Source organism: Bradyrhizobium sp. JHI2711, from assembly GCF_056156565.1.
The window spans coordinates 171,685-197,291 of sequence record NZ_JBPZPT010000005.1 but is presented as its reverse complement, the minus strand read 5'-3'; the positions used below and the strand labels follow the sequence as shown (position 1 = coordinate 197,291).

The window sequence follows — 25,607 nt, the reverse complement described above, 5'->3', positions numbered from 1 at the left end:
GACGAGTTTGTGGCGCGGTCACGGGCCGCGCTTCGCGCGGCACCGAGCTCTACCGCGTCATCTTGATCTGCCGCACGACCGGGATCGTGGGCAGCGAGCCGGTGTGGTCGCTCGTATCTTTGGCCTGCGGCGCGCCGGGCGCGCGGGCGGTGGCGTCGGGGAAGCGCTGCCTCATCTCGCGCAGGAAGCCGTCGAGCGTGTCGACGCTGGCAGCGAGCTTGGCGATCTCGGCGAATTCGGCGCTGGAGGCTGCGGCCGGCTTGCTCGCAATGTCGAAGGCGAGACGGTCGGCGCTCTCGCTCATCAGCGGGGCGTATTTCTCGCGGAAGCGCGACAGGCCGATCGAGTCGTCGGCGAGGGCGTAGCCGACGGCGGCGCGGATGATGTCGCTCTTCTCGACCGCATTGAGCGGCTTGAAGTCGCGGAAGCGGTCTCCGTAATAGAGCTCGATCTGCTCGGCGGACTCGCGCCAGCGCCGCGCCGCCCAGAAGATGTCGGAGCGCAGGCGGAGCACTTCCCGCCCGGCGACGTTGGAGACAATGTCGAGCGCAAGATCGTGACGGCCGACGTCGCTCTGCGCACGCGCCTCCAGCAGCAGGCGCTGCTGCCGGAGCTCCCCGGAGAGATCGCTGATGCGGCTCGCGCGCAGCGCGGTGATGGCCAAGTCGGGCTTGCGGTTGGCGAGATAGATCATGGCGAGGCGCGCGGCGACCTGGGCGCGCGCGGCGCCTTCGAGGCGATGATCTATCTGGTATTGCAGGAGCTCGGCGGCCTGGTCGAGCAGATCGATCGAGGCGAGACGGTCGGCGAGACGGCGGATCAGCTCGTCGCCGCGGCGGCCGATCGGCGTCAGCTCGCGGAACTCGTAGAACATCCCGAGCGCCTCGACCGGCGGCAGCTCGTCGCCCTTCGGCCCGAGGAAGAGCTGCGTGAACAGCTCGGAGGCGAGATCCTGCGCCTGACGCGAGGCTTCGGCGTTCGGCTGCAGCCGCGTCGCGGTGCGCGCGGCGGTGAGCGCATCTCGGTAGCGCCCGTTCTCGGCATAGAGGCGCGACAGCATCTGCAGCGTCTTGACCTCGATCGCATCGCCGCGCCAGGTCATCGACAGCGTCTCGAGCTCGCGCAGCGCCTCGTCCTTGCCGATCTCGTCGCGCTTCTGACGCAGCGCGATCTCGAGCTGCTTGGCCTCGGCCGCAGCCGGACGGTCATTCGAGGCGACCGCGAGCTTGTAATCGTCGAGCGCATCCTTGTCGTGGCCGAGCGCCTCGGCGAGCCGGCCGCGCAGCACGGCGAAGCCTGGCGCGGCTTCGGGCGGGACACCGACCACCTCGAGCTCGTTGCGGCGCTTGGAGGCGCCGGCATAGTCCTTCACCTCGAGGGATGCGCGCATCGCGTCCATCGTCACGATGCGCTGGATGTCGAGCGGCAGCGAGGCGATGGCGAATTCGACGTTCTTGAACTTTTCGCGCGCATCGGCCCATTTGCCCTGGCGCGCATAGGCGAGCGCCTTCCAAAGCTGGGAATCGTGACTATTGCCGATCGCAGGATTGGCGAGATCCTTCAGGCCCTGCGCCGGCCGGCCGATCAGGATGTTGGCGATCGCATGCATGATCAGCGCGCCGCTCTCCTCCTTGTTGAGCGGATCGCTCAGCATCACGTCGGTCACGGCCTTGGCCTCGTGATACATGGCGCGCGACATGTAGAATTGCGCAAGATCGAGCCGCGGCAGCGAACGCAGCGCCGGCTCGACCGCCGAGATCGCCGTCATCAGTTCGCCCTGGCGCGCCATGAAGTTTTCCGACTGGCCCTTGCGCCAGCCTTCGGGACTGAAGATCGGGCGCACGGCGGTCGGCGCCCGCTCGGCCGAGATGTCGACCGGCGACAGGGTCAAGCCGCCCTTCTTGCCGAGAATGACCTTGTCGGAGCCGACCTCGACGCCGATCTCGTCGGAGTTCGGCCGGATCGCGATGCCGTGCGCGGATTCCAGCAGCGAGAGATCGACGAGGTCCTGCCGCTTGATGAAGCCGCGCACCGGCCGCAGCGCGGTGACGACATAGAGCGTGTCGCCGGCATCGGGATCGGTGAGCTTGTGCAGCTGGCCCGGATTGGCGAAGGGGATCGCGATATTGGCGAGCGCGGGATCGGTGATGTTGCGCGACATCATCAGCGGCAGCGGCGTCGCCTGGATCTTGTCGGCGAGCGTCAACATCCAGTTGGTCTCCTTGCCGACCTCCTCGCTCGTCAGCGAATAGACCAGCGGACGGGTGAGACGGATGCGCACCGCCTGCGCCTTGTCGAGCGGGACGCGGCCGACCTCGCCGATCATCGCGCCGCCCTTGGTGCGGATCGCCTCGACATCGACGAGCTTCGGCGTATCGAACACCAGCCACACGGTGTCGCCGCGGCGGAACGCCGCCGCCGGCGTTGCGACCTGAAACGGGAACGTCACGCGCAAGCCGTCGCTGTCGCGGCGCGCATCGACGCTGGCAATCGCGGGCGCGACCGGCACCTCCGCCGGCACAGCCTTGGCAGCATCCTTGCCAGCATCCTTGGCGGCATCCTTGACCGGTTCCTTCGCGACCTCCCTGGGCGCTTCGACGTGCGCAGGCGCAGCCGCCGGCTTCGCAGCTTCCTTGGGCGGTTGGGCCGCTTCGGCCGCGGGAGAGGCTGCCGGTTTCGGCGCTTCGGCGGGCGGCAGCGCGGCGGGCGCTTCCACCTTCACCTCGGGCTTGATGTCGATCCTGGCCTCGCGCGCGATCGTCTCGGAGGTCGGCGGTGGGATCTCGCGATGGGCGTCCTTCTTCTCGGCGGCGGGCTTTTCCGGTGCAGGTGCAGCGGCAGCGGCAGCCGCCGGCCCGCGACCGACCGGCTTCATCTGCGCGATCGTCGCCTCGGGCGTTGCCGCCAACTTCCCCTTGTCGGGCTGGAAGGAGACGTCGACGACGTAGTTCTTCTCGTCGCGGAACGAATGCACGTCGGCATCGCCGATCAGCGCGATCTCGACATTGGTCTGGTCGATATCGGACTTCTGCTTGATCGAGGCGACGTTCGGCGGCGCGGCGAGAACCGCGTCCGCCAGGTCGAAATTGAGATTGGCGTTGAAGACGAGCGTCAGCTTCTGCTCGTTGAGCACGGAGGAGACGCCGACCCCGTCGGGCATCTCGAACACGAAGCGCACGAAGGTCGGCTGCACCGAGGCGCGCACGCGGATCGGCGGACGCTTCCTGGACTCCGCGGCGGCACGCTGGGCGCGCAGCGCACGCTCGGCCGCGCGTGCCCGCTCGGCAAGCTCCTTGACCACGTCCATGGGCAGGCTCGGCGGCGGCCCCTTCCAGCCCTCGGGCAGCAGGTCGATGAAGGTGCGCTCGCCGGCGTTCATGGTGTTGACGGTGACGCGCCGCGCCAGCGACAGGCGGATGGCGCCGCCGTCAGGGTCGCGGCGGGCGGAATTGACGTAATCGGGCGCGCCTTCCGGAATGCGCTCGACGGGCACATCGACGGGCCGGTCGAAGCGGATGACGAGGATCGAGCCCGCGGTCGTCACCTCGGAGGGAACGTCCTCGCCGAGCTTGATGACCAGACGGGCAAAGCCGCCACCGGCTGAAAACGTCGCCTCGCCCCTGATCGGATCGGCCGCCCGGCCGGGCGCCGCAAGGCCAAGCAGGAGACAGGCCGCCAGCAAGGCCGCGGCGCGGGCGTGACGCGACAAGCCCCGCGCCGATGCGCGGGCTCGCGACACAAATCCAGCGGCAGCCTCTCGCGCCATTGGCGGCATTTCTTCCGGTTCGGCGGGCATGCCGGCACTGGCGCCGGCCCGTGCCGTCGACTGTAGGTCTCGCCAATTAAGGACTTGTTAATGCTATGTCTTGATTTGCGGGAACAGCATGCCGTGCCGGATGGAGCGGGGGCCGTTCCGCGAGTTTGAATTTGAGACGCAGGCGGTTAAGCAGTTGTTAACGGCTGCACGATGTCGCGGCCTGTCAGTCCCTTTGCGGCACCCCATAGCGGACAAAATCTTCGGCGATTCCGGCCTCGATCCTTCTGGCCGCCGAGATATCGCTATTGCCGCCGTCTGTGTCGCCGAGCTTGAATCTGGCGACCCCGCGACCGTACAGCGCGCTCGCCAGCTTGGGGGCGTACCGCAGCGCCGCGTTGTAGTCGTCGATAGCCGCGGAGAGTTGTCCCATTTTCAGATTTATCAGGGCTCGCGAATCGTATATCGCGGCGTTACCCGCTCCCGATCGAAGCACCATCTCGCAATCCTCCATCGCAGCCTGCAAGGCGCCGAGGATGGCCCGGGCCCAACAGCGTCCGCTCCAGGCCGCCTCCAGCTTCGGGTCAAGGCGAATTGCTTCGTCATAGTCCTGCGCTGCACGGTCGTACGCATTCCTCTTCAAGAACGCTGCCGCACGGTTGGCAAAGGCAGTGGCATAGTTGGGGTTGAGCTTCAGCGCCTCCTGAAAAGCGCCAAGGGCAAGGTCGTGCGAGCCCGTCCTCAGATAGGCCACTCCGAGGTTGTTGAAGGCCTTCGCATAATTCGGGTTATGCCGGGTCGCTGCGACGAAATCCTTGATCGCGCCTTCGTAGTCGGCTTTGGCGCTATGGGCATTGCCCCTGTTGTTGTGGGCGACGGCAAAGCCATTTGTGCTCCCCTCGCCCGCATCGATAAAGGCCGTGCAGGCCTCGATGCGAGCTTCGGGCGAGACCCGATCTGACCCGTTACATAGCTCGATATTCTTGAGTGAGCTGCTCTTCTTCGACGTCTGCGCCAAGCCTGACGAACCGGAGAGTCCAACGATCAGAATGAGCATCCCTGCCCTGATGACACTGGCCCGTGCGATTTTCACACCAAGCGCCGAACTCCGCGAGCGAAACGAAGCACTCATGTTGCGTCTCTCTGCCGGGCCGGACGCTGCGCCGGCATCACGGCGGCTTCGGCCGAGCAAACTTCTCAGCATCCCCGACAGATAATGAGCCTGCGATTGGCGCTTCGATCGGGCTCCGGCGCCGCGCCGGCCGGCGGCTTCTTCAGGACCTTGCTTTTGCCCTCTTCGATCAGCGTCGAAAATTTGGCTGACCCGTCATCAGAAATCTCGATGTGCGGCGTCGTACCTCGGATCCCCAACGTGGCAACGGGCGTATCGACCTTCATATCGCCGGTCTTCGCAACATTGCCCGCAACAAAAGTGAACGTTCCCTTGGCAAGACTGAACAGGGTCGCGTTGGACTTGCCGGCCGGCTCATACACATAGTGATCCAGCACCATACGGGCGTTGCTCGATAAATTGAACGAGCTGCCGTCGCTAAGATTTATTCCGACCCGGCCGTCGTCTCCGGTCAGCACCACGTCACCAAGATATACGGGATCACCCCTCTTGGCCAGGCCGGACTCACTTGAGACATTCGCTTGAACGATCACTGCGCCCGCATGTTCGATCGTGACGGAGCCTGTGGCCGTCGCCACCTTCCCGATCGGTTTGGAAGACGAGCTGGCGACGGCGGGCCCGGTGGAATCGACTTGCGCTTGAGCCGCACTCGGCGAGAAATTGGCTAGCGCCAAGACCAAGCCGGTCGCCAAAGCGGCTGTCGTAGGTCTGCACATGATCCGCCCTTTCCGAGAAGATCCTATCGACTAGCGGCGGCTCATTTCTTGAACCGCTCTTGAACCGCGAAGCGCGGTCGCAATAAATAAATTTCTTGTTTAATAATTTTAATCGTCCTAATTTACCGTAACGCTACGGAAGCGCCACAAATTAAATAAGCTCTCGTTTGTCAATTTAATCACTTTAGCGGGAGGGATACGCGCCGGGAATGGCATTACGCGCCGCCGTCCCCGCGCCATGCGTCTCTCTGGCCCAGACTTGATGATTTTCGGCGGCAAGCCTTCGGCTGCCAGCGCCCAGGATATTTGTCCCTTGGCGAGGGCCGCCCCGAAAGACCATGGCAGCACGCCGAGCCTGAATTAATCACCCAGGCGAGGTCGAGCCATGTTGGTTGCATCCGATGTCCAGGTTGGCAATAGGGCCGCCGCGGCCCTGCCCGTCCAAATCATTGGCCATATTCATACAGCGATCGGCTGCGGTACGCTCACGCGAGCCAGTGGCGTCGCCACACAGGCCGTAGCCGGCGCGCCTGTCTACCGGGCTGACGTGATAGAGACTGACGCCGACGGACAGATCACGATTCGCTTTATCGACGGTACTTTCTTCAACATCTCCTGCGACACTCGCCTCGCGCTGAGCGAATTCGTCTTCGACGTCGAAGGCACGCCACCTACAGCCCTGTTCGACGTGACCCGAGGCAGCTTCAGTTTCGTACCAGGTCGGCTGGCAGAAACCGGGTCTCTCCAGCTGAATACGCCAATTGCAGGCATTCGCGCCCGAAGTCACGCGGGCGGTTTCGGAATGCTGACGCTTGCAGCATTGACTTTCTCGGTTGCGGAGAATGCCGAGGCCGCGGACCCGGACGTCACATTCCTGGATGACGACTCCATCACTTACAAGGACCTTGCGCACGGCGCATTTGAGCTCGTGACCAAGGAGCCGATCCCACGGCACATCATCGTCGATGATCCCGGCGAAACGATCATCGTCAAGAAAGTGGGATCCACCATCAGTGTCAATCAGGTCGCGAACTCGGCCGCTCGCATGGACGAGTTGCGCGCCGCACAGCAGGACGTGCTCGCCAATCTGGACGGACAGGGGCCGCATGGCTCGAGCACGCCTCCCTTCGTCAAAACCCAATCGCTGCAGCCGATCAATTTCATTCAGCCCGACCCGCCCTCGCTGCAGAATTTGCTGGCGCCTGTGTCGCCATTCGCCATTCCCGTTTTCGACCCCATACCGCCGACACTCAGCACCGGAGCGGGGCCGACCGAGCTCGATACGGTGGTGTTTGATACATTCACTGCGACGAGCGGAATCTTCGCTGCCAGCAGCACCAGCGGCAGCGCCAAGCTGACCTTTGGCGTCATAGGGGCAACCGCCGGCGAGACGGTCCTCGGCGGAGTGACATACGACCTGTCAAAGCCCGGTCCGTACGGAACGCTCTACGTCAACAGTACGAGCGGCGCCTACACGTTCGTGCCTGACAGCATCGCGATCAACGCGCTGAAGGCGCCCACGACCGACAGTTTCGTCATCACGGTTTCCGACGGCCTCAGTTCTGCGAGTCAGACGTTCACAGTCACCATCAACGGTGTCGACGACGCTGCAATCATCTCCGGCACCACGACCGGCTCGATCGTCGAGGCTGGCGGCATTGCCAATGGAACGCCCGGCACGCCGATTGCGACCGGCACGCTTTCCGATACCGACGTCGACGACCCACCAAATACGTTCACGGCCGTGAGTTCGCCAACGACGAGCACCGGCGGCTATGGCACCTTCACGATGACGGCTGCCGGCGTGTGGACCTACACCGTGGACAATTCGAACCTCGCAGTGCAGAGGCTCAATGCCGGCCAAACGCTAACCGACAGCTTCACGGTGACCACGATCGGAGGCACGCCCCAGGTGGTGACGATCACCATCCAGGGAGCCAGTGATGCAGCGGTCATCTCCGGCGACACGACCGGCGCCGTCATCGAGGCTGGCGGCGTCGCCAGTGCTAACCCCGGCACGCCCATCGCGACCGGCACCCTCACCGATACCGACGTGGACACGATCGCAAATGCATTCACGGCCGTCGGCTCGCCGACGCAGAGCGCCGCCGGCTACGGCACCTTCACCATGACGGCTGCCGGCGTGTGGACCTACACGCTCGACAACGCCAACGCTGCGGTGCAGGCGCTCAATACCGGCGAAACGCTGACCGACACGTTCACGGTGACCACTCTGGATGGAACCGCCCAAGTGGTGACGGTCACCATCCATGGCACCAACGATGCCGCCATCGTTTCCGGCACCACGACCGGTGCGGTGACCGAGGCCGGCGGCGTTGCCAATGCGACACCGGGCAGCCCGAGCGCAACCGGCACGCTGTTTGCCGCCGACGTCGACAATGCGTCCAATACCTTCACTGCGGTGAGTTCGCCCAAGGCAAGCACGAATGGTTATGGCACCTTTACGCTAACCGCCGCCGGCGCGTGGACCTACATGCTCGACAATGCGAGCGGCGCGGTGCAGGCGCTGAATGTCGGGGACACACTCACCGACAGTTTTACTGTCACGACCCTCGACGGCACGCCACAGGTGGTGACGATCACCATTCACGGCAGCAACGACGCGGCCCTCATTTCCGGCACCACGACCGGCTCAGTGACCGAGGCAGGAACCTTCTCGCCCGGCGCTCCCATCGCGACTGGCACGCTGACCGGTACCGACGTCGACAACGCGCCGAATACGTTCACCGCGATCTCTTCACCGACCGCGAGCGACGACGGATACGGCACCTTCACGATGACCGCAGCCGGCGCATGGACGTACACCCTCGACAACAACAACAGCGTGGTTGAGGCTCTCGATTCCGGCGACACCCTGACCGACACATTCACGGTGACCGCGATCGACGGTACCACGCAGACGGTGACGGTCGCCATTCATGGCGCCAGTGATGCCGACCCCAACGATTTTGACAACCTGGCCACCGGATCCGTCGTGATCTCCGATCCTCCGAACGTGTACGGAACGCCGGGGAGCGAAACCATCGCCGGCGGCGGCGACACAGGTCAGGTCATCTATGCGGGAGCCGGCAGTGATACGGTCAATGGGACCGGCAAGACGGACGTTCTCTATGGCGGCTCAGGCAATGACACGATCAAGGGCAACGATGGCAATGATGCCATCTACGGCGGCTCGGGAAACGATACGGTAAACGGCAACAACGGCGCCGATACCATAACCGGCGGATTTGGTGCGGACCAACTCACCGGCAGCAATGGCAACGATCGTTTCGCATATTTGTTCGTTGCCGATTCCCGTGCCGGTCAGTTCGACACCATCACCGACTTCGCATCGGGAGCGGACAGGATCGACCTGACCGCCTTTGGCGCGCTCGGGTTTGCCATCCTGGCGTTGAGCTCAACCAACATGACGGTGCCGCCACATACGATCGCCTGGATCTATGACAGCGCGTCGAACGAAACCATCGTGTACGTCAACTCAACGGACCAGACCCTGCACATCGGCGATTCCAGTCTGCTCGAAATCCATTTGCAGGGGATTGCAACCGTCGATGCCTCGGACTTCATCCTGGCGCCAGCGGCGCCTGTAGTGGCGGTCGCCAGCGAGCTGACCGACCTCACCGCAACCCTGCAGAGTGATGCGGCCGGGCTAATGACGATCACTTCCGAAATCTCGTCCGACTCCGGAAGCGGCGACGGCACGCTCCTCGCAGAGAGTCCGGACATCCAGTCAAGCGAGCCACTCCACAACCTGGATACGCCTTCGGACCAGATCGAACAAACTGAATATTCGAGCATCTCCAGTTCGGACCCGATGCAAACGCCCTCGACCGAAACACTCGCTATTGTTGCGGTAGCTCCTTCGGGCAGCGGACCGTCTACGATGTCGCAATACGTCGCCGCACCGACGGAGGCCAGTTTTGTCTTCGACCACCTGGCCGGTCCCGACACAGCATTGCTGGCCAAAAGTGGCGCGATTGCTGGAAGCGGCCACATGCCTGACATTGCCATCGCCGCGCTGAATTTTGACCAGAATGCCGCCGAACAGCACGCCGGGCGCGGGCTTGCACCGGGGAACAATGCCGGGAATCACGGCGCCTCGCCTCAAGGAAACGCCGACGAGGCGGCGCATGCCCACGGTCGTGCCAACGATGGAATGGCAGAGGCGACGCTCAATCCGAGCCTTCTGAAGTCGTCGAGCGGAGGCGCCAACCATTCGCTTGCAAGCGAGACGCAGCAGCTCGGCGAGTCGTTCAAGTTCAAGGATAACGCTTCGCAGGGCTCACAGCACAGCGTGGTGCCGGATCATCTAGACCTCGCCGGTCATCCCGGCCACGCTGGAGGATTCCACGGGCTCGAACTGGCGTTCACGCCTGAACCATCTCCGCCCGATGTTGATCCGCCTCATGGCCCAAGTCCGGCTCACGGCCACGGCTTGCACGATCTGATCTTGTGACGCCCCGAGCCAATGGGCTCTTCAGTGTTGCGTCCCGGCGCCATCGGGCGCCGAGGAGCTCTCTTCGCCAAGAGAAGATTGATCATCGTTGCCGGCCTCGCCATCCGGCGGCGCGGCATGCTGATGGCTTAGCGCGGATGTCCATGCGGATGTCATCGCCGCTATGAGCATCCGGTTGACGGCCTCGATGACGCGTTCTGCTGCGGACGAGTAGTTCATGGCCTCCTCCTGCGCTGCCGACTGCGAATGACCGAAGCGTAGGACGGCGCCTTGAGCACCACTGTACGCCACTTCACACCTGCGCGCGTCAAGTCATCGCAGTCCCGGAGGATGCCGCCTGCCCCGGCTGCATCCGCCACGGGATTCTGATTTCCACCTTGACGGGTTGCTGAGCGCGCGCACTCACAACCTTCGGCTCGTTGCGGTTCGCGCGCGACTCTGAATCAGATGTGAATCTCGGCGATGCAAATCGCATTGGTTAGCTCTGGGGGTAATCAATGAGCGGAGAAGCCGGTTGCATTGTGTGTAGCAGAGCAAGAGCGGTCGTCGCGATCGTCCCGATTGCAAGAGGATATGCCCTGAAGACATATGAATGTGCCTGTTGCCACAGCACCCTGCAGCTCGTGACCCGCGTCTCAAAGGCGGCGCTGATCAAGCAGCAGGTCAATATCCTCGCCCAGATGGAGCAGCAGTTGCGCCCGCCTGTTCGCAGGGTGCAACAGGCCTTCGCGAATTAGGCGCACGAGGCATTTCTCTGGGCTTCAGTCGACAGCGCGCGGATTGAAAGCGCGCTTCTCCTCGAGCCCTCAATTCGGCTTTTGCGTCGGCTTGCCGTCGATCTTGGGCAATTCGCCGGCCGAGGCGGACTGATCGCCGCCGCCATTGGCGCGGCGGGCCATCTCGACGGTCAGCCGCTCGGCGGCTTCCGATGACATCAGGCCCAGGATGTCCGACATCTTGCGCGGCGCGATCGCCGAGGCGATCTCGATCAGCACGCCCATTTCGAGCCGGTCGAACACCCGCGCGGCATCCTTGGGCTTCATGCCCTCGTACATGGTCACGAGGCCCTTCATGCGCTGGGCTTCGGCGGCCTTCTGCTCGGCCTGGGTCGCGGAGATGCGGGTTTCCACCGCCTTCATCTCCTCGACCTTGTTCTCAATGCGCTTCTCGGCGGACTTGAGCAGGCTTTCGCGGATGTCGATCTCGCGCTGGCGCGCCTCGATCTCCTGCCGCCGCGCCTGCAACCGTTCCAGGATCGCGCGCTCCGCGGCCGAGACCTGCGGCTGGCCCTCGTCGATCTTGACGACGGTGCCACCCTCCATCTTGGTCTCGGGCGCTGCCGGCTTGGGTGCTTCCTTCGGCGCAGGGGTCGAGCCGGTGATGTCGGGATCCTCGCGGCCGGTCGGGAAATTCAGGTTCTCTTCCGCCCAGGATTTCTTGCCCTGGTTCGGCTTGTAGTCGAAGACATAGCCGCCGTTGATCGCAAGGCCCGCCACCTTCAGCGTGGCGAGGCCGGCAACGGCGACCAGGACGACCGGAATGACGCGGATGTTACGAAAGGACTTCATACCCAGGCTTCATGCGGCAAGGCCGTTGGATCGTCGGCGCTCGGAGAAGGCTTCGGCGGCCGCCGCCACCGCCTTCGCGGACGACGGCTTGGGCGCGGGCGCGGCGACCGTCTCCGGATTGGTGACGGGACGCGCGGCGATCGCGATCTTGGACAGGCGCCGCACCACGTTGTCGGCCTCGCCGAGCTGCTTGTAGAGCTGATCCGACATCTGCGTCGCGGCGGCGAGCTGGCTGCCGAGGTTCTCGTTGACGTCGCGCACGGCGAGCTTCAGCCCGCCGATCGCGCGCTCGGCGATCTCGGTCGCGGTGATCAGCTCGGCGATGACGGCCTTCAGCGAATGCTCGTCCGCCTTCAGCCGCCTCAAGCGCTTGTTGAGCGTGACGCAGTAGACGATCGTCAGCATCAGCAGGATAGCCACCAACGTCTCGATCGCCATTCCCAGGGAGTGGTTCATGGGGCCTCCATCATCTTGTTCTGCTCGTCCACCTTCTCGAACATCGCAAGTGTCGTACTTGGCTTGCGCAAGGGTTTCGTCACACGGATCGCGACGCGGTCGCCGACCCGGCCCATCCGCCCCTCGGTCAGCGTGACGTCGCCGCAACGCACGGTGACGTTGGCGTCGGCGCGCATGTCGAGCGGCAGCGTGTCGCCCACCTTGAGCCGCATCAGCTGCTTGAGCGGAATGTCGGCCTCGTAGAGCACGGCGTCGACGGCGATCTCGGCCTGCACGATCTCGGTGGCGAAGTGGCCCTCCCAGACCGGGTCGCGGCCGAACTTTTCGCCCATGAACATCTGGAGCAGGACGCCCCGGATCGGCTCGATGGTCGCGTAAGGCAGCAGCAGCTCGATGTTGCCGCCGCGGTCTTCCATGTCGATGCGCAGGCGCACCAGGATCGCGGCGTTGGCGGGACGGCTGATCGCGGCGAAACGCGGATTGGTCTCGAGCCGATCGATCGAGAAGGTCACCGGCGACAGCGGCCGGAACGCCTGCTCGGCGTCGGCCAGCACCACCTCGACCAGCCGCTTGACCAGCTCGGTCTCGATCGTGGTGTAGGGCCGGCCCTCGATGCGCAGCTGGCTGGTGCCGCGGCGGCCGCCGAGCAGCACGTCGATCATCGAATAGATCAGGTTGGAATCGACCGTCGCCATGCCGAAGTTCTCCCACTCCTCGGCCTTGAAGACGGTGAGGACGGCGGGCAGCGGGATCGAGTTCATGTAGTCGCCGAAGCGCACCGAGGTGATGCGGTCGAGCGAGACTTCGACGTTGTCGGAGGTGAAATTGCGCAAGGAGGTCGTCATCAACCGCACCAGGCGGTCGAAGACGATTTCGAGCATCGGCAGGCGCTCGTAGGAGACCATCGCCGAATCGATGATCGCGCGAATGCCGGAATGGTCGTCGAGCGTGACGTCACCGACGGTGAAGCCGAGGAGATTGTCGATCTCCTCCTGGGACAACACCCGCTCGCCGGAATTCTTGCCGGTGCCGAGATCGCGGCTGCCGTCCTCGACCATGGCGGCCCATTGCAGGGCCATCGTCTCCGATAGCTCGTTCTCGGCGGCAGCCTTTGCCGCCTCGGCGGGATCCTCGCTATCGAGCGAGGCCTCCCACTGGGCGGCAATTGCATCCTGGTCGACTTGGTCGTTGCCCGCCATGATCCCTAGTCCGTCATGCTCACTGGACCACGACTTCCTTGAACAGCACGGCGCTGACCTGGATCGGGGCGACCGCCGCGTTGACGCGCTTGGTCAGCTCCTCCTTGAGGCGGAAGATGCCGGCCGAACCGTTGAGGTCGGACGGGCGCAGCTCGCGCACATAGGTCTGGAAGATGTCGGTGACGCGCGGCATCGTGGGCTTGATCGCCTCGATCTGCTTCTCTTCCTTCAGCTCCAGCACGATCTTCAGCCGCAGATATTGTACGCGCTCGCCCGGCGAACCGGCGAGGTTGACCATCAGGTCGGGAACGTCGACGAAGGCAGGCGGCTTCGGCGGCGGCGCGGCCTCGGCATGATGCTCATCGCCGCCATGACGGAAGAAAAAGAACCAGGTCGCAGCACCGCCGCCGAGCACGGCAAGCACGCCGATGACCATGATGATGAGCTTGAGCTTGTTCTTCGGCGGAGCGGCTTCCGCGCCCTCGGCGGCTGTGCCGCCTTCCTCGTTCTCTGCCATGGTTGCCGCGCCCGGTTATCTCTCAAAGGGGTCGAAAGAGCGAAGCCTCCTGGCAGACAATGACGCGATACGAATGCCCCAGCGCAATGCGCTCCTCTGATGCGCAAACGCTACGGTAATAATGGTTAACGGAATCTTTCGATTGGGCCGCCGCTAGGAAAAATCTGCCGGGCAAACATGGCTAACAGAACCTTTCTGCCGCCTGCTCGCGCCCCTCGAAAGTCGCCAACACATTGAAGTTACGTGATTTTCCTGATTGGCACGGCTTTCGCTGAGACAGGCCCGAGACCTCACGGCTTGGGAGAGCCCGACGGTCTCGGCCACAGGGTCCGCCAAGGCGCTTGGGAGAGCGAAATGGCAGATCCGCTCAGGGGAGATTTCCGATGCAGAACGCGCGTCTGATCGGCTTGTCACGGCAGATGACGTTGGAACGGCAGATGGATGTCATCGCCAACAACGTCGCCAATGCCAACACCAACGGCTTCAAGTCCGACCATTCGCTGTTCGAGGAATATCTGAACTCGAACGCGCGTGAGGACAATTTCATCGGCCGCGACCGCCGGGTCTCCTATGTCCAGGACCGCGGCACCTTCCGCAACATCAGCCAGGGGCCGCTGGAGCCGACCAACAATCCGCTCGACATGGCGATCAACGGCGGCGCCTATTTCGCAGTGCAGGCCAATGGCGGCGAGTTCTATACCCGCGACGGCAAGTTCTCGCTCAACAGCACCGGCCAGCTCGTCACCGCCGACGGCAATCTCGTGCTTGGCAATGCCGGCCCGATCACCTTTCAGCCGACCGACCACGACATCAACGTCGCGCCCGACGGCACCGTCACGGTGCTCGAGGGCACGGCGCGGACCGACTCGATCCGCGGCAAGATCCGCATGGTCTCGTTCGACGATCCGGCCAAGCTGACCAAGCTCGGCGCCAATCTCTATGCCGCCGGCTCGGCGAACCAGCAGCCCGACACCAAGTCCACCCTGCAGCAGGGCTATGTCGAGAAGTCGAACGTGAATGCGGTCGGCGAGATGACCCGCATGGTCGAGGTGATGCGCAGCTACGCCGCGGTCGCCAACCTGCTGCAGCAGCAGAGCGACCTCCACAAATCGGCGATCGAGAAGCTCGCCGACGTTCCGGCCTGATTGAAGGAGAACTGAGATGCAGGCGCTTCACACCGCAGCGACCGGAATGGCGGCACAGGAACTCAACGTTCAGGTGATCTCCAACAACATCGCCAACCTCCGCACCACCGGCTTCAAGAAGCAGACGGCGGCGTTCCAGGACCTGATCTACGAGCACGTCCGCCGCGTCGGCGCCCAGTCGTCGGACCAGGGCACCATCCTGCCGGTCGGCGTCGACATCGGCGGCGGCGTCAAGACCGTCGGCACGCCGCGCAGCATGACGCAAGGCACGCTGTCGCAGACCGGCAACGACCTCGACCTCGCCATCTCGGGCGAGGGCTTCTTCAAGATTCTGATGCCCGACGGCACCTTCCAGTACACCCGCGACGGCACCTTCCAGATGGACAATCAGGGCCGCGTCGTCACCGCGCAGGGCAATCCGGTGCAGCCCACCATCACCATTCCCAACAACGCCTCGGGCATCTCCGTGAGCGAGCAGGGCCAGGTCTCGGTGACGTTGCCGGGCTCAACCACCTCCTCGATCGTCGGCCAGATCGGCGTCACGCGCTTCATCAACAAGGCGGGCCTGCAGCCGGTCGGCAACAACCAGTTCACCGAGACGCCCTCGTCCGGCGCGCCGCAGGACGGCACCGCGAACACCGAAGGCTACGGCAAGCTCACGCAAGGCAGCCTGGAGCAGGCCAATGTCGACGTCGTCTCGGAGATGAGCGACCTGATCGCCGCCCAGCGCGCCTACGAGATGAACGCCAAGGTGATCAGCGCCGCCGACCAGATGATGCAATCGACCACGGCGCTGTTCCGCTGAGGTGATGACGATGATCCGCGCCACCCTCGCCGCCATCTCCATCCTTCTCGCGCTGGCCTTGCCGGCAGCGGCCGCCAACGATTTCATCGCCGCGCCGACGCTGCGCGCGAGCGTCACCGTGACCTCGGACGTGGTGCGGATCGGCGATCTCATCGACAACGCCGGATCGGCCGCGCTGATCCCGGTCTACCGCTCGCCCGATCTCGGCACCACCGGCACGCTGACGGTCGGCCAGGTGCTGTCGGTGCTGCGGGCCAAACAGGTGATCGGCGTCATGACCGGGGACATCAAGGAGGTCCAGGTCACCCGCCTCGCCCGCACGCTCGCGAGCAAGGATATCGAGAACGCCGTCGCCGCGGCGCTCGAGCGCCGCTTCGGCCTCGGAGACGCCGCCAACATCACCATCACGTTCGACCGCAGCGTCGCCGAGATGCGGCTGGACGCCTCCAACAGCGGCGCGCTGCAGCCGGTCGCAACCCGCTATGATGCCCGCAGCGGCCGTTTCGACATCGCCTTCGAGATTGCCAACGACGGCAATGCCGCGCCGACCAAGCTGCGCTTCACCGGCACCGCGATCGAGACGGTGGAGGTCGCCGTGCTGACCCGCGACATCGACCGCGCCGAGCTTCTGAAATCTTCCGACCTGTCGTTGGAGCGCCGGCCGAAGGCCGAGGTCACCGGCGAGCCTGCCTCGCGCGACCGCAGCATCGGCATGCAGCTGCGCCGAGCAATGCGCGCGGGCACGCCGATCCGCGCAGCCGACCTCGTCAGGCCCGACTTCGTGGTGCGCGACCAGGCGGTCACCATCATCTACCAGGTGCCCGGCCTTTATCTCACCACGCGCGGCAAGGCGATCGAGAGCGGCGCCGAGGGCGATACCGTCAGCGTGCTCAATCTGCACTCCAAGCGCACGCTGACCGGCATCGTGACCGGCCGCGGCCAGATCACGGTGCAGGGCGCCAGCCAGTCCGCACCGATGGCACCGGCGGTCGAGCAGACCTCGTCGGTCAAGCGCGACCCCGTGCCGGCGGCCGCTGCCCTGGCGCAGAGCCTGGTCCAGGCACCCGCGTCCGCAGCCGAGATCGCCCAAGCCCAGATTCCGCAAGTTCGCCTCTCGCAAGCTCCAGCCAAGTCAGAGTAGATTCATGTCCACGTTCAGTTCGGCCTCCCGCCTTCGTCGCATCGCGATCTCTGCCCTGCTGCTGGCGACTTGCGCATTGGCGAGCGGCTGCTCCTCGATCGACCGCCTGTCGCAGATCGGCGAGCAGCCGAAGCTGTCGGCGATCGACAACCCGACGACGCAGCCCGGCTACAAGCCGGTGCAGATGCCCATGCCGAAGCCCGAGGTCGCCTCCTACAATCCGAACTCGCTGTGGCGCAACGGCAGCCGCGCCTTCTTCAAGGACCAGCGCGCCCGCCAGGTCGGCGATCTCCTGACGGTGGCCGTGAACATCACCGACAAGGCCAACATCGAGAACGACACCTCGCGCAGCCGCAGCAACAAGGAAGATTCCGGGATCACGGACTTCATCGGCTCCCAGACGATCACTCAGGCCAACAAGATCCTCCCCGGCCGCATTCTGACCGCCGACTCGACCTCCTCGAGCGAGGGCAAGGGCAGCGTCGACCGCAAGGAAGCTTTGCAGACCAACGTCGCCGCGGTGGTGACCCAGGTGCTGCCGAACGGCAATTTGGTGGTCGAAGGCAAGCAGGAGATCCGCGTCAACTTCGAAATTCGCGAGCTGATCGTCGCCGGCATCGTCCGCCCCGAAGACATCCAGAGCGACAACACCATCGACTCCACCAAGATCGCCCAGGCCCGCATCGCCTATGGCGGCCGCGGCCAGATCACCGACGTGCAGCAGCCGCGCTACGGCCAGCAGGTCATGGACGTGCTGCTGCCCTTCTAAGCGCCTTCAAGAGCTCCCACATCGTGCTCGCGAACTAAAGGCGCGAACGACGATGTACTACGCGGCCCTCGCTAGCTCCCCTGGCGAGGGCCGCATGTATTTTGCCTGCGCCGGCGAAGCGGCGCAGGCTTCTCTCACAGCAGCATGATCCCGCGTGCTTGCGCCCATCGCTGGAGGATCTTGCACTCCTCGGCAAACGGCGGACGGTTCGCAAACCCGCGAACCTGAACCGCCCTGGAACGGGTATCAAGCTCGATGGTCAGCAGCCGCTGGACGTCACCCGAGGCACGGCGACGGAGCGACCAGATCGAGGCATGCCCGGCAATGCACTTTGTCGCGTAAGTGGCGACGCAGTGACGCATGCCCCGCGTCTCAGCCACGAGATCGGCTGCGGTCCGCAACTGGACCACGACATATTCTTCGCGCTTGGCGCGGTCCTTGGACGACTTGGTCCATGACCAGTCCGCGATCGCTGCACCGGGCCAACGGTCCTCGCTCTGCTCGGGGCCTGCTGCCAGCCCCCGCGCACGGTTTCGCGCCGCCTCGGCGCGACGGCGTGCGGCCTCGATACGAGCAATCGCATCGAGATCGCGATGCCATTCGCGCATCTGCCGCCCAAGCGAGATCAGTGAACGCCCCTTGAGGGTGTACTCTGGATCACGCCGGTGGCAATCGGCGAGGTAGTCATGGAAGTCATCCATGTCCTCGACCGTGGTGGCATGCGCGCAGAAGAAACGCACCACCTCACGCCAGAAGCGATGCTCAGCGCGCTGCGTCTGCGTGATCCTGGTGCGCGCGATCCGCATCGCAACAGCGGGATCGGTCGCATAGGAACGCGCAATCGCCTGCCAGATCGCAGCCTCGAAGCCGACCTTCCCCAACGGATTGAGGAAGGCATGGACCTCCTTGCGAGACAGCCATTCGGCCGCACCGGCAGCGTAGAGCGAACCGCCGCCGGCCGCCACGACATACCATCGCTTGCGCAACATGATCTCGTCGCGGCTCAGTCCCGCGCTGTCGATCCAGATCTGCTCCAGATGCTCAGCGACAGGATAGCGCGCAAAGAGATAGCGGGCGGCGCCAAGACGAAGACGCGCCGCGTCGCGAGTTTTCAGCTGCGGCTTCCATGCCGAAGCATCGCGAAGGACGTTCGCCTCGAAGCCACGCCTGGCCTCTTTGATCGCGTTCTCGAAATCCGGTGGAGGACGCGTCCGCTGCGCCACGTGCCGCAGCGACAGCTCGTAGGCTTCAACCCGCGTGCGCTCGGCCTCCCGCCGGCGCTGAATCAATGACTGTGCCATTGTCGTTCAACATGATTGGATGACTGTCAGCCGGACGCACTGAGAGCGTCGGCACGGAATGTGTCGATCGCCACAAAGTACTCACGGCTGGTCTCCTCAATTTTGAACGCGCAGGTTGAATGGGACGGGGCTCATAGACCCGATTGCCGGCGGGCGCAAGATGCCTTTGTCGGGATGTGTCAGAAACTGCGTACTGCGAGGCAGGTCCGCGACATTATTGCAACGCCGCGACAACACACTCCGTCATTGCGAGCGCAGCGACTTGTCCGCCGAAGCCTTGGCGAAGGCGCGACGTACCGGATTCCCCGCCTTCGCGGGGAATGACTGCGGAGAGGACCAATACCCCTCACGTAAACTCCGCCTCCACCACGCCGAGCCCGTCCAGCTCCATCCGCACCTTGTCGCCGGCCTTCAGCCACAGCGTCTTCACCAGGCTGCCGGTGAGCACGAGCTGCCCGGCGTGCAGCCCCTTGCCTTCGGCGGCGAGATGGTTGGCGAGCCAGGCGAGCGCGTTGTGGGGATGGCCGAGCACGTCGGCGCCGGTGCCGTGGCTGACCTCCTCGCCGTTGACGATGGCGCGGCCCTTGACCGCCTTGAGGTCCGGCACCAACGAGCGCGGGACCGAGGGACCCAGCACGCAGCCGGCGGCGAAGAAATCGTCGGCGATCAAGGTCGGCGCGCCCATCGTCTCCCATTTCACGTAGCGGTCGTCGACGATCTCGATGGCGGGATGATAGGACTCGACCGCCTCGCCGACCCATTCGGCCGTGAAGGGCGCTTCGCCGGCGGCAAGGTCCCGCTTCAGCCGCACCGCGATCTCGCATTCGACGCCGACGCGGACATAATTGGAGGCGGCGAGCTTGGCGCCGCTGTCATGGACGCCCTTCTGGAACACGCCGCCGCCGCAAGGGTGCGGGATGCCGATATAGTCCTGCATCACCTGGCTGGTGCAGCCGATCTTGTAGCCGACGAGCGGGCCGACATGCGGCAGCAGCAGATCGTGCAGGGTGCGCTGGACCTGATAGCCCTCGGCTTCGTCCGCAGGGGGCCGCTCCAGCGCCGCGAGCGGGGCGTGGTTGCGGCGCGCCAGCGCGATCGCCTTTGCGGCTTCGAGAATCTTGTCCATCGGCGCCGCCTCCCACGCTACGCAGTCCAAGGCGGCACTTCAGCATCCCCGCTCCGGCCTGACAAGCGCGGGCGGCATGCCCTCACCCCTTGACGAGGCCGAGCCGGATCAGGCTCTCGGCGGTCGCAAGGATCGCCTCCTCGTTGGAGCGGGCCTGCCAGCCGAGCAGCGACTTGGCCTTGGCGCTGGTGGAATGCCTGACTTTTCCGAGCATCGGCACGACCGCACGCAGCAGCGGAATCCGGCGCGCGGCCAGCCGCACCAGCCAGTCCGGCGCCTGGAGCCACGGAACCCGGCGCGCCCGCGGCCCGAGTTCCCGCCGCAGCACGCGGGCGATGTCGAGGATCGACATCGTCTCGCCGGAGACCGCGATGAAGCGCTCGCCTTTCGCCTCCGGCGCAGTCATCGCCCGCAGGTGCAGCTCGGCGTCGCGGACGTCGACCACGCCGAAATAGACCCGCGGCACGGCCGGCATGGCGCCGTCGAGCAGCGATCTGACGATCTCGATCGAGCCGGAAAAGTCCGGCCCCAGCACGGGCCCGAAAATGCCGGCGGGGTTGATCACCGACAGCTCCAGCCCATCGCCCTCGCGCGCGACGAAATCCCAAGCCGCCCGCTCGGCCAGCGTCTTGGACTTGACGTAGGGTTGGCCGTCGACACCGGCGAGATTGGTCCATTCGGTCTCATCGAACGGCTTGTCGCGCGGCGGATGGCCATAGCCGATCGCGCCCAGCGACGAGGTGATGACGACTCTCTTGACACCGGCCGCGCGCGCGGCCCGGAGCACCCGGATCGTTCCGTCGCGGGCGGGGATGATCATCTCGTTCTCGTCCGTGGGGACGGTGGTCGAGAGCGGGGACGCCACATGGAGAACGTAGTCGCAGCCCGCGACCGCCGCCGCCCAGCCGTCGTCCCGGGTCAGATCGGCGGTGACGAAGGCCACGCTCTCGGGCGTCGCCGCCTCGCCCTCGCGCAGCATGGCGAGCACATCGGCCTGGCGCTCTGGCCGGCGCACCGTCGTCCGCACGGCATGGCCGGCGGCCAGAAGTTGCAGGACGACATGGATGCCGACGAAGCCCGACCCGCCGGTGACCAGAACAGTGCTCATGACCCACGTTCCCCGCAAGCTGGAGACTCTGTTAGCGCTGAAGAACGGCGCGCTTCGTGTTGGCGCCTTTGCGGCGCTCGATCGGCGTACGGCCTGCTGCCGGCGTTTAAGGAAATATTGAGCTGGCCCAGGCTTAATGGGGATACCCGGCTTGGGACGTCGCAGCAGGCCTGATTGCAGCGATGCTTGATGCAGCTGGATCAGCGTCTCAACTTCAGAGTTGATCTCGTTGATGCGACTCGCAAAATCTCCCGCACCTGAAGTGAAGGCTGTTTCTCATCCGAACTCACGTGAGCTCGGAGCAATCCGGTCTAGCCCGTTGATCGCGATTCACTTTTCGCGATCGCGCTGTCGCCATGGTGGGCGCGACGGCAAGCTGTGGGCAATATGCGGAGCATGGCGCGAAATGGCGCCCTGCGTCCAAAAACAAAGAGCCGCATCTCTGCGGCTCGGACCTTATTCGTCGCGATAGACCTTCTCGCGTTTCTCGTGGCGCTCCTGCGCTTCCACCGAGAGCGTCGCGATGGGCCGGGCCTCGAGCCGCTTCAACGAGATCGGCTCGCCGGTTTCCTCGCAATAGCCGTAGGTGTTGTCCTCGATACGCTGGAGCGCGGCATCGATCTTGGCGATCAATTTGCGCTGGCGGTCGCGGGCGCGGAGTTCGATGGCACGGTCGGTTTCGGACGAGGCCCGATCGGCGAGATCGGGGTGGTTCACGTTCTCCTCCTGCAGAGCCTGCAGGGTGAGCTTGGATTCTTTGAGGATCTCATCCTTCCAGGCGAGGAGCTTCAAACGGAAGTACTCCTTCTGCCGGTCGTTCATGAAAGGCTCTTTGTCGGTCGGTCGGTAGTTTTTCAACTTTTCCAAGGGAGGCCTATCTTCTTAAGCAACGACTCGCGGACGGACCGGGGTCCGTTGAGCCGGGCCTTATATAGTGGCCTCCCGTGACAGACAATATTTCCCTCACCGCCCGATCCGCGCCCCCAAGCCCTTGCACAGGAAGGTTTATCCTTGAGGGCTTGGAGGCAGCTGGCCGCCCTTAATAGCCGACCGTGAAGCGCTGCTTCAGGTGGGCCGGCTTTTCGATCTCGTCGGCGAGCGCAATGGCGTAGTCGGCGAAGGTGATCCAGCTCTTGCCGTTCGCATCTGCGAGAAGCTGGTCGGTCCCGAGCCGGAACTTGCCGGTGCGCTCCCCCTCCTCGAACAGCGCCGAGGGCGAGATGAAGGTCCAGTTCAGGTCCTTTTCCTGCCGCAGCAGATCCAGGAAGGCCGAGCCCGCCTCCGCTTCGGCCTTGTATTGGGCCGGAAAATTGGGAGTCGTGACCAGCTTCACGCCCGGGGCAACCTCGAGGCTCCCGGCGCCGCCCACCACGAGGTAGCGACCGACCTTAGAGTCCTTCGCCGCACCGATCAGCTTGAGCGGATCACTGGCCAGGAAGTGCACGGAACTCACGGCGACGTCGTGACCGGCCCACAGCTTGGCGAGGCCCGCCTGGTCGAGCACATCCCCCTTGGTTGGCGTGACGTTCGGCAGGGCCGCAATCTTTTCCGGGTTCCGGGCGATGGCCGTGACCGTGTGGCCGCGGCGGGACAGTTCCCTGGTGATCTCCGACCCCGCCCGGCCCGAGGCGCCGGCGACTGCGATTTTCATGGAAGGCTCCTTTGCTTCTATGGTAACTGACAGAGACTAGATATCGCAAAGAATGCTGGTGTTAAGAGAGCACTTTGTGCTTACCTGATTACGCTGAGGTAACTGATCGCGTACAACCGGCACGCGGATGCCAAGCAACGGTATGGATTTCCGAGAACCGACGATGAAACCCGACGTCTACGCAGCGAACTGCCCCACCCGCCAAATCCTCGATCGCGTCGGCGACAAATGGGCGGTGCTGATCCTCTTGCTCCTGCGCGAGGAGCCGATGCGCTTCAATCAATTGCGCCGCACGATTGAAGGCATCTCGCAGAAGATGCTGAGCCAGGTGCTCAAGTCGCTCGAACGCGACGGCCTGATCAGGCGCCGCGCCATCGCGACCGTGCCAGTGACGGTGGAATATTCGATCACCCAGCTCGGCCTGACACTGGCGGCGGCTGTGGATCCCTTACGCGATTGGGCCGAGCAAAATCTGAAAGACGTGCTCGCCGCCCAGCGCCGCTATGATGCGCAGTTGAAGGAGGAAGCGGCGTAAGAGCCTCCGTGACTACGCCTGCCCGGCCTTCGCCAGTTCGACCTCGACCCGCAGCTCGATCTCGGAGAGCACCGCATCGAGACCGGCATCGCCTGAGGACGATTTCAGGTGGGCCGCCGCATCACGCAGCCGCATCACGGTCGAGGCGTCGAGATTGCCGGACAACAGGCCCATCTTGAGATCGTCGAGCACGTCGAGCGCAGTCCTGCCGCGGGCGACCGAGCGCTTGCGGCGCTCGACCGGATCCTCCTCGACACCCTGCAACGCTAGCAGCGCATCGATGTTGGCGGCCGCCTTCGGTGCGGCAGCGCTCCGCGTCTCCTGCGCCGATGAGGTGTCGGGCAGCACGAAACTGCCGGAGCCCGTCCGCTTGGCCTGGCTGGCCGGCGTGCCAAGCGTCGTACCGTTCGGTCCGTAGATGCGCATCGGAAAGAATCCGGGTGATCGATGCCTCACCTTCGCTGTCTTATGGTTAACGGTGCGTAAACGGCCCGGCAAAATCTGCCGACAGGCGGCAGTTTCGCTCCCCAGGGCGAACGAGTGCTGACAGCGGACGCAACAGATTTATTCAAGCTATTCAGCCACCTAGCTCGCCACCAGGCGTTGGCACAGCGCTCGCAAGGAAAGCGCCGGACCAGCTCGTCATGGGAGTGTCGTGCAAGTCCTGTCCGATTTGAGGAGCCTTTTCTAGGGGCCTTGGGGAGCAGAGATGCCAGGCGTTCGTTGGGTGAGGATTGTTGGGTTGGCCTGCGCCGCGCTGTCGGCGCTGGCGCTGTCGGTCACCTCGGCGGCGGCGACCTCGCGCATCAAGGACCTCGCCAATATCGAGGGCGTGCGGCAGAACCAGCTCATCGGTTATGGCCTCGTCGTCGGCCTCAACGGCACCGGCGACACGCTCAACAACATCCCCTTCACCAAGCAGTCGCTGCAGGCGATGCTCGAGCGCATGGGCGTCAACATCCGCGGCGCCACCATCCGCACCGGCAACGTCGCCGCCGTCATGGTCACGGGCAACCTGCCGGCCTTCGCCACTCAGGGCACGCGCATGGACGTCACGGTGTCCGCGCTCGGCGACGCCAAGAACCTCCAGGGCGGCACCCTGCTGGTCACCCCCCTGCTCGGCGCCGACGGCAACGTCTATGCGGTGGCGCAGGGCTCGCTCGCGATCTCCGGCTTCCAGGCCGAGGGCGAGGCCGCCAAGATCGTGCGCGGCGTGCCGACGGTGGGACGCATCGCCAACGGCGCCATCATCGAGCGCGAGATCGAGTTCGCGCTCAACCGGCTGCCGAACGTCCGCCTGGCGCTGCGCAACCCCGACTTCACCACCGCCAAGCGCATCGCGGCCGCAATCAACGACTATCTCGGCGTCAAGACCGCCGAGCCGATCGATCCCTCGACGGTGCAGCTGTCGATCCCGCCCGAGTTCAAGGGCAACGTCGTCGCTTTCCTCACCGAGATCGAGCAGCTCCAGGTCGACCCTGATCTCGCCGCCAAGATCGTCATCGACGAACGCAGCGGCATCATCGTGATGGGCCGCGACGTCCGCGTCGCCACCGTCGCGGTGGCGCAGGGCAACCTCACGGTCACCATCTCCGAGAGCCCGCAAGTGAGCCAGCCCAATCCGCTGTCACGCGGCCGCACCGTGGTCGCGCCGCGCAGCAGCGTCACCGTCACCGAGGACGGCAAGAAGCTGGCGCTCGTCAAGGACGGCGTCTCGCTCCAGCAGCTCGTCGACGGCCTCAACGGCCTCGGCATCGGCCCCCGCGACATGATCAGCATCCTCCAGGCGATCAAGGCCGCCGGCGCCATCGAAGCCGACATCGAGGTGATGTGATGCAGACCAGCGCTATCAACACCCCGCGCCTCGCCACCAGTTCGGCCTTCTCGGTCGAGAGCCGGAACGGCCGGCCGGACTTCGAGCTCGCCGCCGCGCTGCAAAAGGTCTCGCCGCAGCAACAGGCCAAGGCCCAGAAGACCGCCACCGACTTCGAGGCAATGTTCCTCAACAGCATGTTCGCGCAGATGACCTCGGGCCTGAAAGGCGAAGGCCCGTTCGGCGACACGCCCGGCACCGGCGTATGGCGCTCGATGCTGACCGAGCAATATTCCAAGAACTTCGCCCAGGCCGGCGGCGTCGGCATCGCCAGCGACGTCTACCGTACCCTCATCCTGCAGCAGGCGAAAACGATCCGCACGGCATAAGGTCA

General features: G+C 64.7%; 22 protein-coding genes. 8 read left to right on the top strand and 14 right to left on the bottom strand.

What is annotated here, in order from left to right; genetic code table 11:
* Positions 1-49: 49 nt before the first annotated feature.
* From ACTEK7_RS31515 to ACTEK7_RS31505, 3 genes are all read right to left on the bottom strand, one after another.
* A complete protein-coding gene (locus tag ACTEK7_RS31515; protein ID WP_225147594.1) occupies positions 50-3,766 on the bottom strand; it encodes a tetratricopeptide repeat protein in 3,717 nt (1,238 codons plus the stop codon).
* Positions 3,767-3,980: 214 nt separating this feature from the next.
* Positions 3,981-4,886, bottom strand: a complete 906-nt coding sequence (locus ACTEK7_RS31510; protein WP_225147595.1) for a tetratricopeptide repeat protein — start codon at positions 4,884-4,886, stop codon at positions 3,981-3,983.
* 65 nt (positions 4,887-4,951) lie between these two features.
* Entirely contained in the window at positions 4,952-5,578 is a 627-nt protein-coding gene (locus tag ACTEK7_RS31505) for a FecR family protein (RefSeq protein ID WP_345944098.1), read from the bottom strand.
* A gap of 409 nt (positions 5,579-5,987) precedes the next feature.
* On the opposite strand from ACTEK7_RS31505, the gene ACTEK7_RS31500 reads away from it, so the two are divergent.
* Positions 5,988-10,079 carry a VCBS domain-containing protein gene (locus ACTEK7_RS31500; protein WP_225147597.1) on the top strand — a complete coding sequence of 1,364 codons (4,092 nt, stop codon included), beginning with the start codon at positions 5,988-5,990 and terminating at the stop codon, positions 10,077-10,079.
* 21 nt (positions 10,080-10,100) lie between these two features.
* On the opposite strand, the gene ACTEK7_RS31495 is transcribed toward ACTEK7_RS31500, so the two are convergent.
* From ACTEK7_RS31495 to fliL, 5 genes are all read right to left on the bottom strand, one after another.
* Entirely contained in the window at positions 10,101-10,298 is a 198-nt protein-coding gene (locus ACTEK7_RS31495) for a hypothetical protein (protein ID WP_074448248.1), read from the bottom strand.
* A gap of 587 nt (positions 10,299-10,885) precedes the next feature.
* Positions 10,886-11,647: a MotE family protein gene (locus ACTEK7_RS31490; RefSeq protein ID WP_036043778.1), complete on the bottom strand. Its 762-nt coding sequence runs from the start codon at positions 11,645-11,647 to the stop codon at positions 10,886-10,888.
* 9 nt (positions 11,648-11,656) lie between these two features.
* Entirely contained in the window at positions 11,657-12,103 is a 447-nt protein-coding gene (locus ACTEK7_RS31485) for a DUF6468 domain-containing protein (protein ID WP_074448249.1), read from the bottom strand.
* Entirely contained in the window at positions 12,100-13,302 is a 1,203-nt protein-coding gene (gene fliM, locus ACTEK7_RS31480; RefSeq protein ID WP_036027916.1) for a flagellar motor switch protein FliM, read from the bottom strand. Before fliM ends, ACTEK7_RS31485 begins: the two co-directional genes overlap by 4 nt.
* A 19-nt stretch (positions 13,303-13,321) precedes the next feature.
* The gene (fliL, locus tag ACTEK7_RS31475) at positions 13,322-13,819 is read right to left on the bottom strand and encodes a flagellar basal body-associated protein FliL (RefSeq protein ID WP_225147598.1); all 498 of its coding nucleotides are present in this window, start codon (positions 13,817-13,819) and stop codon (positions 13,322-13,324) included.
* Between the two features lie 383 nt (positions 13,820-14,202).
* Here fliL and flgF point away from each other — a divergent pair, with 383 nt between their 5' ends.
* Genes flgF through flgH form a run of 4 tightly spaced genes read left to right on the top strand, consistent with a single transcriptional unit; the run spans position 14,203 to position 17,679 of the window.
* Positions 14,203-14,964 (top strand): flagellar basal-body rod protein FlgF, encoded by a 762-nt coding sequence (gene flgF, locus ACTEK7_RS31470; protein WP_128264476.1) that lies wholly within the window; start codon positions 14,203-14,205, stop codon positions 14,962-14,964.
* Between the two features lie 16 nt (positions 14,965-14,980).
* Positions 14,981-15,769, top strand: coding sequence for a flagellar basal-body rod protein FlgG (gene flgG, locus ACTEK7_RS31465; protein WP_036013098.1), 789 nt, complete (start codon positions 14,981-14,983; stop codon positions 15,767-15,769).
* A 10-nt stretch (positions 15,770-15,779) separates the two neighbouring features.
* Entirely contained in the window at positions 15,780-16,910 is a 1,131-nt protein-coding gene (flgA, locus tag ACTEK7_RS31460; protein ID WP_225132775.1) for a flagellar basal body P-ring formation chaperone FlgA, read from the top strand.
* Between the two features lie 4 nt (positions 16,911-16,914).
* The gene (gene flgH, locus ACTEK7_RS31455) at positions 16,915-17,679 is read left to right on the top strand and encodes a flagellar basal body L-ring protein FlgH (protein WP_025037386.1); all 765 of its coding nucleotides are present in this window, start codon (positions 16,915-16,917) and stop codon (positions 17,677-17,679) included.
* A 134-nt stretch (positions 17,680-17,813) separates the two neighbouring features.
* On the opposite strand, the gene ACTEK7_RS31450 is transcribed toward flgH, so the two are convergent.
* From ACTEK7_RS31450 to ACTEK7_RS31430, 5 genes are all read right to left on the bottom strand, one after another.
* A complete protein-coding gene (locus ACTEK7_RS31450; RefSeq protein WP_225147599.1) occupies positions 17,814-18,980 on the bottom strand; it encodes a PcfJ domain-containing protein in 1,167 nt (388 codons plus the stop codon).
* 346 nt (positions 18,981-19,326) lie between these two features.
* Positions 19,327-20,106, bottom strand: a complete 780-nt coding sequence (locus ACTEK7_RS31445; protein WP_225147600.1) for a 2-keto-4-pentenoate hydratase — start codon at positions 20,104-20,106, stop codon at positions 19,327-19,329.
* A gap of 82 nt (positions 20,107-20,188) precedes the next feature.
* A complete protein-coding gene (locus ACTEK7_RS31440; RefSeq protein ID WP_225147601.1) occupies positions 20,189-21,214 on the bottom strand; it encodes an SDR family oxidoreductase in 1,026 nt (341 codons plus the stop codon).
* A gap of 456 nt (positions 21,215-21,670) precedes the next feature.
* The gene (dksA, locus tag ACTEK7_RS31435; protein WP_085966600.1) at positions 21,671-22,036 is read right to left on the bottom strand and encodes an RNA polymerase-binding protein DksA; all 366 of its coding nucleotides are present in this window, start codon (positions 22,034-22,036) and stop codon (positions 21,671-21,673) included.
* 217 nt (positions 22,037-22,253) lie between these two features.
* Entirely contained in the window at positions 22,254-22,865 is a 612-nt protein-coding gene (locus ACTEK7_RS31430; protein WP_036013109.1) for an NAD(P)-dependent oxidoreductase, read from the bottom strand.
* A 163-nt stretch (positions 22,866-23,028) separates the two neighbouring features.
* Here ACTEK7_RS31430 and ACTEK7_RS31425 point away from each other — a divergent pair, with 163 nt between their 5' ends.
* Positions 23,029-23,400: a winged helix-turn-helix transcriptional regulator gene (locus tag ACTEK7_RS31425; RefSeq protein ID WP_025037390.1), complete on the top strand. Its 372-nt coding sequence runs from the start codon at positions 23,029-23,031 to the stop codon at positions 23,398-23,400.
* Positions 23,401-23,412: 12 nt separating this feature from the next.
* Here ACTEK7_RS31425 and ACTEK7_RS31420 read toward each other — a convergent pair whose 3' ends face one another.
* Positions 23,413-23,826 (bottom strand): flagellar assembly protein FliX, encoded by a 414-nt coding sequence (locus ACTEK7_RS31420; RefSeq protein ID WP_036027923.1) that lies wholly within the window; start codon positions 23,824-23,826, stop codon positions 23,413-23,415.
* Positions 23,827-24,109: 283 nt separating this feature from the next.
* Here ACTEK7_RS31420 and ACTEK7_RS31415 point away from each other — a divergent pair, with 283 nt between their 5' ends.
* The gene (locus tag ACTEK7_RS31415; protein ID WP_036027924.1) at positions 24,110-25,234 is read left to right on the top strand and encodes a flagellar basal body P-ring protein FlgI; all 1,125 of its coding nucleotides are present in this window, start codon (positions 24,110-24,112) and stop codon (positions 25,232-25,234) included.
* Positions 25,234-25,602 (top strand): flagellar assembly peptidoglycan hydrolase FlgJ, encoded by a 369-nt coding sequence (gene flgJ / locus ACTEK7_RS31410; RefSeq protein ID WP_036013115.1) that lies wholly within the window; start codon positions 25,234-25,236, stop codon positions 25,600-25,602. The genes ACTEK7_RS31415 and flgJ overlap by 1 nt, the downstream gene beginning before the upstream one ends.
* The last annotated feature ends 5 nt before the right edge of the window (positions 25,603-25,607 follow it).